Origin of the sequence: Streptomyces sp. NPDC048718 (assembly GCF_043198875.1) — a bacterium.
In the GTDB taxonomy this organism is placed as follows: domain Bacteria; phylum Actinomycetota; class Actinomycetes; order Streptomycetales; family Streptomycetaceae; genus Streptomyces.
In genome coordinates, this window is record NZ_JBICVG010000017.1 from 144,067 (window position 1) to 151,181 (window position 7,115).

A 7,115-nucleotide genomic window follows, 5' to 3' on the forward strand; every position below is an offset into this window, starting at 1 on the left:
AACCGATCGCCGGACCCGATCGCAGGACCGACCCCGGATCCAGCCCCGGACGGGCCGTCAGCGCCTGAACTCCCTTTCCGGGCACGGAATTTGAGCTTCTTTTGAGGTTCGTTATCGGAAACCTCATTCCGCTTCCCTCCCAGCCCTGAGGGGCGGGAATACCCAAGGCCGCCCAGCGGTGGATCTCGCGTGACCTTGATCACGCAGAGTGCCCACCGCTGGGCGGCCTTCGTGCACCCCCCGTCCGGAATGCGGGGATTGATTCACCCTCATCTGTCCCGATTCGATCGATGGCGTACGGATCATGCCGCCGCATGAATATCGCGAACCGTGTATCCGCTATCACTGTGCGATTACTCCCGGCGTCCGCCCCGCCGGGTAATGGCAGGCGCCGCCCACTAACCTTTCGCGAGTACTCCGCCGCCATTCCGAGTGCCCCGGCGCCCACCCAAGTCGCCGCGTACACAGGACCGATCGCGCCCCGCACGGGCCGTTCGCCCCCACCGCCCCGACCGGGCGGCCGGGCGTCCGGCGGAGTGACCGAAAGCCGCTGTACCACCGCCGGCCGTCACCCCGCGCCGGATGAGGAGAACGTCCCGATGAACCGCAAGACCCTGGTGCTGCCGCTCACGGCCGCACTGCTCACGCCCCTGCTCGCCGGCTGCGGCGGGAGCGGCGACAGCAGAGCCATCGTGGTCGGCACCACGGACCAGTTCGTCGCCACCGCGGACGCCCCCGCCCCGCTCGACCCCGCCTTCGCCTACGACACCGGCACCTGGAACGTTCTGCGCCAGACCGTCCAGACCCTCATGCGCGCCCCGCGCGGCAGCGGAGCCCCCGTCCCCGAGGCGGCCAAGAGCTGCGCCTTCTCCGACAAGGAGAGCGAGAGCTACCGCTGCGAGCTGCGCGAGGGCCTCACCTTCGCCGACGGCACCCCGCTCACCGCCGAGGACGTCAAGTTCTCCATGGAGCGCGTCCTCGCCATCAAGTCGGACAACGGCACCGCCGCCCTCCTCTCCGACATCGACACCATCGAGACCAAGGGCGAGCGCGAGGTCGTCTTCCACCTCAAGGCGCCCGACGCGACCTTCCCGTACAAGCTCTCCACCCCCGTCGCCGGCATCCTCAGCAAGGACAAGTACGACGGCAAGGCGCTCCGCGAGGGCTTCGAGGTCGACGGCTCCGGCCCGTACACCATGAAGACCGAGGTCTCCGGCGACCGGGTGACGAAGTTCGTCTTCACCAAGAACCCGAACTACAAGGGCGACATCAGCCTCCGCAACGAGAAGGTCGAACTGCGCGCCTTCCCCGACGCCGGCGCCATGGACAAGGCACTGCGCGACGACGACATCGACATGGCCGCCCGCGCGATGTCCCAGGCGCAGATCAAGGAGCACAGCGAGAAGCCGCAGGACGGCATCGACCTCACCGAGGTCCCCGGCCTGGAGATCCGCTACCTCGCCTTCAACACCAAGGCCCCCGCCGTCGAGGACAAGGCCGTCCGGCAGGCCATGGCCGCCGTCGTGGACCGGGGCGCCCTCGTCAGCAAGGTGTACGGCCCCACCGCCGAGCCGCTCTACTCGCTGATCCCCTCCAGCATCACCGGCCACGCCACGTCGTTCATCGACACCTACGGCGAGCCGGACACCGCGCGCGCCGCCAAGATCCTCAGCGACGCCGGTGTGAAGACCCCGGTCAAGACGACCCTCGACTACACCACCGATCACTACGGCGCCGAGACCGCCCAGGAGTTCGAGGCCCTGCGCGACCAGCTCAACGCCACCAAGCTCTTCGACGTACGGATCCAGGGCACCGAATGGGCCAAGTTCCGCCCGGCCCAGAAGCGCGGCGACTACGCCGTCTACGGCCTCGGCTGGTTCCCCGACTACCCGGACCCGGACAACTACGTCGCGCCCTTCCTCGACAGCGACAACTTCCTCAACACCCCCTACGTCAACCAGTCCGTCCGTGACGAGCTGATCCCGCAGTCGCGCCGCCAGGCCGACCGCTCCGCCGCGAGCCCCGTCTTCGACCAGATCCAGAAGATCGTCGCCAAGGACGTACCCGTTCTGCCGCTGTGGCAGGGCAAGCAGTACGTCGCCGCCCGCGACGACCTCACCGGCGTCGAATGGTCGCTGAACACCTCCTCCGACCTGCTCCTGTGGGAGCTGGGCCGCGGCACCGCCTGACCCCTTCGTTGTACCGGCCGCGCACTGCCCGCGCGGCCGGCCTGGCAAGAGATCAAGAGGCAAGTTCTGTGAAGGCACCCCACAAGTGGCTGACCGCCCCGCTCGCCGCGGGCCTGGCGGCCGCCCTGCTCAGTGGCTGCGGCTCCGAGCCGGGCGGTGACTCCCAAGGCTCCGCGGACACCGTGCGCATCGGCATGTCGGACGAGATCCTGTCCATCGACCCCGCCGCCGGTTACGACCCCGGCTCCTGGATCCTGTTCAACAACGTCTTCCAGACCCTTGTCGCCTTCCCGAACGGCGGTACCCAGCCCGCCCCCGAGGCCGCCGAGCGGTGCGGCTTCTCGGCCGGCAGCACCGTCTACACCTGCACCCTCCGCGACGGCCTGAAGTTCTCCAACGGCAACCCGCTCACCTCGAAGGACGTCAAGTTCTCCTTCGAGCGCGCCCTCAAGATCGACGACCCCGCCGGCCCGGCCCCGCTCCTGGCGACCATCGACACCATCGAGACCCCCGACGCCCGCACCGTCGTCTTCCGTCTCAAGGTCCCCGACGCCACCTTCCCCAGCAAGATCGCCTCCGGCGCCGGCTCGATCGTCGACCACCGCGAGTACCCCGCCGACGGACTGCGCACCGACGGCAAGGCCATCGGCTCCGGCCCGTACAAGCTCGACTCCTACGGCGAGACCGCGGCCGTCTTCTCCGCCAACCCCGACTACCACGGCACGTTCAAGCGCAAGAACGAGCACGTCACCCTCAAGCTCTACCGGGGCGACCGCAAGGCCCTCGCCAAGGCACTGACCGGCGGCGACCTCGACGTCGCCTACCGAGGCCTGTCCGACGACGACATCGTCAGCCTCGAGAACGCCACCGGCTCCGACCAGAGCCTCGAAGTCGTCCAGGGCAGCAGCGCCGAGGTCCAGCACCTCGTCTTCAACATGGACGACCCGGTCACCGGCAAGCTCGGCGTCCGCCAGGCCATCGCCCACCTCGTCGACCGCGAGGCGCTCGTCCAGAACGTCTACAAGTCGACCGCCACCCCGCTCTACTCGATCGTCCCGGCGGGCATCGCGGGCCACAACACCGCCTTCTACGACACCTACGGCAGCCCCGACCGCGCCAAGGCCGAGAAGGCCCTGCGCTCCGCCGGCATCACCGACAAGGTCCGGCTCACCCTCTGGTCCACCCCCAGCCGCTACGGCCCGGCCACCGACCAGGAACTGAAGGCGATCGCCCGGCAGCTCAACGCCAGCGGTCTGTTCGACGCCGACGTCGAGTCCGTCGAGTTCGACCAGTACGAGAAGGACATAGCGGCCGGCAAGTACGGCGTCTACGTCAAGGGCTGGGTCCCCGACTACGCCGACGCCGACAACTTCACCACCCCCTTCTTCGGCGAGGACAACGTCACCGGCAGCAGCTACCGGAACAAGACCGTCACCGGCCTGCTCCCGAAGGCCGCCGCCTCCGCCGACCGAGGCGCCGCCTCCGCCGACTTCGGCCGCATCCAGGACATCGTCGCCGACGAGGTCCCCCTCCTGCCGCTGTGGCAGGGCAAGCAGTACGCCGTCGCCCGCGACGTCGTCACCGGCCTCGAATGGACCCTCGACGCCAACGCCGTCTTCCGCTTCTGGGAGATCAAGGCGGGCTGAACCGGTCGAGCACGGCCGGGCCATCCATGACAACGGGCGAGGGCCCGGCGCGTACCCCACGCGCCGGGCCCTCGCCCGTACCTCTTGTGATCACCCGCCGTCGCGGTCATCCGCGGCCATGGTCATCCGAGGTCATGATCAGCTACGGTCACCCGTGACCGGCCGTGCGGCACGCCCGGTCAGGTCCGGCCGCGTCACTGCGCCCCCGGGCGCACCAGACCGCTCTCGTACGCGTACACCGCCGCCTGCACCCGGTCCCGCAGGCTCAGCTTCGTCAGCACATGACCCACATGCGTCTTCACCGTCGTCTCGCTGACGAACAGATCCGCCGCGATCTCCGCGTTCGACAACCCGCGCGCCACCAGCTTCAGCACCTCGACCTCGCGGTCCGTCAGCGTGCTCAGCGCGTCCGGCACCTGCTCCTCGCCCGACGGCAGATGCGCCGAGTACTTGTCGAGCAGCCGCCGCGTGATCGACGGCGCCAGCATCGCCTCGCCCGCCGCCACCACCCGGATCGCCTGCACCAGCTCCGTCGCCGGCGCGTCCTTCAGCAGAAAGCCGCTCGCCCCCGCCTTCAGCGCCTCCACCACGTACTCGTCCAGATCGAACGTGGTCAGCACCAGCACCTTCGCCGGACCGTCCCGTCCCGGCCCGGTGATCTGCCGGGTCGCCTCCACCCCGTCCATCCGAGGCATCCGGATGTCCATCAGCACCACATCGGGCTGCAGCGCCCGCACCTGTTCCAGAGCCTGCAGGCCGTCACCGGCCTCACCGACCACCGCGATGTCCCCCTCCGCCTCCAGAATCATCCGGAAACCGGTACGCAGCAGCGGCTGGTCGTCGACCAGTAGGACGCGGATAGCCACGGGCAACTCCTCGGAACCTCAGGGGGCAGGCGAAATCGCGTCCATTCTGCCCTGACCCGGCTCGCCCGACTCCGGCGGGCGGGCACCCACCACCGGCAGCGGATACACCGGGGGAGTCCCACCGAACTCCGGACACACCGCCTGATGATCACACCAGCCGCACAGCTTCGTCGGCCGAGGCCGCCACTCACCCGTACGCGTCGCCAGCTCGATCGCCTCCCACAGCGCCAGCAGCTTCCGCTCCACCCGCAGCAGATCCGCCTCCACCGGGTCGTACGTCAGCACGTCCCCACTGCCCAGATACACCAGCTGCAGCCGACGCGGCACCACGTTCTTCAGCCGCCACACCACCAGCGCGTAGAACTTCATCTGGAACAGCGCGCCCTCGCTGTACTCCGGCCGAGGCGCCTTGCCCGTCTTGTAGTCGACGATCCGCACCTCACCCGTCGGCGCCACGTCGACCCGGTCGATCACCCCGCGCAGCCGCAGCCCCGACGCCAGCTCCGTCTCCACGAACAGCTCACGCTCCGCCGGCTCCAGCCGCGTCGGATCCTCCAGCGTGAACCACCGCTCGACCAGCGCCTCCGCCTGCGTCAGCCACTCCGCCAGCCGCTCGCCCGCCGGATCCTCCGCGAACAGCTCCGCCAGCTCCGGACGCGACTCCAGCAACCGGTCCCACTGCCCCGGCACCAGCGACTTCGCCCGAGGCGCCGTCCGCTCCACCGCCGGCGCGTCGAAAAGCCGCTCCAGAACCGCGTGCACCAGCGTCCCCCGAGTCGCCGCCGCACTCGGCTTCTCCGGCAGCCGGTCGATCACCCGGAACCGGTACAACAACGGACACTGCATGAAATCGCCCGCCCGCGACGGGGACAACGACATGGGCGGCCGGGGCCCCGGCGCCGCACCGGACACCACGGCCGGCTCCGGCCGCTGCTCGCTCGTACTCATGACACAGACCCTACGACCCGCCACTGACAGCGAGCGGAATACCATCGACTCAGGACCCCGTCAGACCGCATGATCGAAAAGACCGGCAAAGCCCGGGCGAAGGCCCGCGACAACCGACACGCGACCGTGCCACACGACGCGGGCCGAACAGCTCGGCGACGAAGGGAACCCGTGAACCAGGACGAGTCCAAGCCGCAGCGGACCGAGGAGCCGGGCGGCGGCATTCTCATGGGCCGGCCCTTCGGCGTGCCCGTCTACGTCGCACCCAGCTGGTTCCTGGTCGCCGCCCTCATCACCTGGGTCTTCGGCGACCAGATCGAACGCGTCCTGCCCGAGCTCGGCGCCGCCCGCTACCTCGTCTCCCTCTTCTTCGCGATCGCGTTCTACGCCTCCGTACTCGTCCACGAACTCGCCCACACCCTCGTCGCCCTCCGCTACAAACTCCCCGTCCGCCGCATCCAGCTCCAGTTCTTCGGCGGCGTCTCCGAGATCGACAAGGAAACCGAGACCCCCGGCCGCGAATTCGTCCTCGCCTTCGTCGGCCCCCTGCTCTCCCTCGTCCTCGCCGGAATCTTCTACCTGACGCTCTACACCGTCGAACCCGGCACCGTCCCCGGCGTCCTGCTCGGCGGACTCATGATCTCCAACCTCATCGTGGCCGTCTTCAACCTGCTGCCCGGCCTCCCCCTCGACGGCGGCCGCATGCTCCGCGCCATCGTCTGGAAGATCACCGGCAGCGCCATGAGCGGCACCGTCGCCGCCGCCTGGGTCGGCCGCGCCCTCGCCCTCGCCGTCCTCGTCGGACTGCCCCTGCTCACCCGCAGCGGCATCGCCGGCAACAACACCGAGGACATCTCCGGCTTCACCACCGTCACCGACGCACTCCTCGCCGCGATCCTCGCCGCGATCATCTGGACCGGCGCCGGCAACAGCCTCCGCATGGCCCGGCTGCGCGAACACCTCCCCGAGCTCCGCGCCCGCACCCTCACCCGGCGCGCCATCCCCGTCGAATCCGCCACCCCCCTCTCCGAAGCCCTCCGCCGCGCCAACGAAGCCGGCGCCCGCGCCCTCGTCGTCGTCGACGGCCACGGCGCCCCCACCGGCATCGTCCGTGAGACCGCCATCGCCGGCATCCCCCAGCACCGCCGCCCCTGGGTCGCCGTCAGCGCCCTCTCCCAGGACCTCACCGACGGCATGAAGGTCCCCGCCGACCTCACCGGCCAGCCCCTCCTCGACCACCTCCGCGCCAGCCCCGCCACCGAATACCTGGTGGTCGAGGAAGGCGGCGAGATCTACGGCGTCATGTCGACGGCGGACGTGGAGAAGGCCTTCGTGAAGGCGATGGCGCGGCCCACGGGCTGAGCCCCCCCTTTTTTTGTGCCTCGGTTCGCCTCCGGGGTGCTGGAGTCGGACTCACAGCACCGATCGTGCTCGGCCCACTCGTTCCTCGCGGGCCTGTGCGCGTT

Annotated in this window: 5 protein-coding genes; 3 read left to right on the forward strand and 2 right to left on the reverse strand. The window is 69.7% G+C overall.

Going from position 1 to position 7,115, the window contains the following annotated elements; genetic code table 11:
- The first annotated feature begins 599 nt into the window (after nucleotides 1–599).
- Both ACGFRB_RS28215 and ACGFRB_RS28220 read left to right on the forward strand, forming a co-directional pair.
- Nucleotides 600–2,189, forward strand: coding sequence for an ABC transporter substrate-binding protein (locus ACGFRB_RS28215; RefSeq protein WP_363008673.1), 1,590 nt, complete (start codon nucleotides 600–602; stop codon nucleotides 2,187–2,189).
- Nucleotides 2,190–2,257: 68 nt separating this feature from the next.
- Nucleotides 2,258–3,835 (forward strand): ABC transporter substrate-binding protein, encoded by a 1,578-nt coding sequence (locus ACGFRB_RS28220; RefSeq protein ID WP_393247000.1) that lies wholly within the window; start codon nucleotides 2,258–2,260, stop codon nucleotides 3,833–3,835.
- A gap of 194 nt (nucleotides 3,836–4,029) precedes the next feature.
- Here ACGFRB_RS28220 and ACGFRB_RS28225 read toward each other — a convergent pair whose 3' ends face one another.
- Together ACGFRB_RS28225 and ACGFRB_RS28230 are read right to left on the reverse strand one after the other, a co-directional pair.
- On the reverse strand, nucleotides 4,030–4,701 hold the full coding sequence (locus ACGFRB_RS28225) for a response regulator (RefSeq protein ID WP_393247001.1): 672 nt from the start codon (nucleotides 4,699–4,701) through the stop codon (nucleotides 4,030–4,032).
- 18 nt (nucleotides 4,702–4,719) lie between these two features.
- On the reverse strand, nucleotides 4,720–5,649 hold the full coding sequence (locus ACGFRB_RS28230) for a RecB family exonuclease (protein WP_363008667.1): 930 nt from the start codon (nucleotides 5,647–5,649) through the stop codon (nucleotides 4,720–4,722).
- 228 nt (nucleotides 5,650–5,877) lie between these two features.
- On the opposite strand from ACGFRB_RS28230, the gene ACGFRB_RS28235 reads away from it, so the two are divergent.
- Nucleotides 5,878–7,011 carry a site-2 protease family protein gene (locus ACGFRB_RS28235; RefSeq protein ID WP_393247024.1) on the forward strand — a complete coding sequence of 378 codons (1,134 nt, stop codon included), beginning with the start codon at nucleotides 5,878–5,880 and terminating at the stop codon, nucleotides 7,009–7,011.
- Nucleotides 7,012–7,115 lie beyond the last annotated feature (104 nt).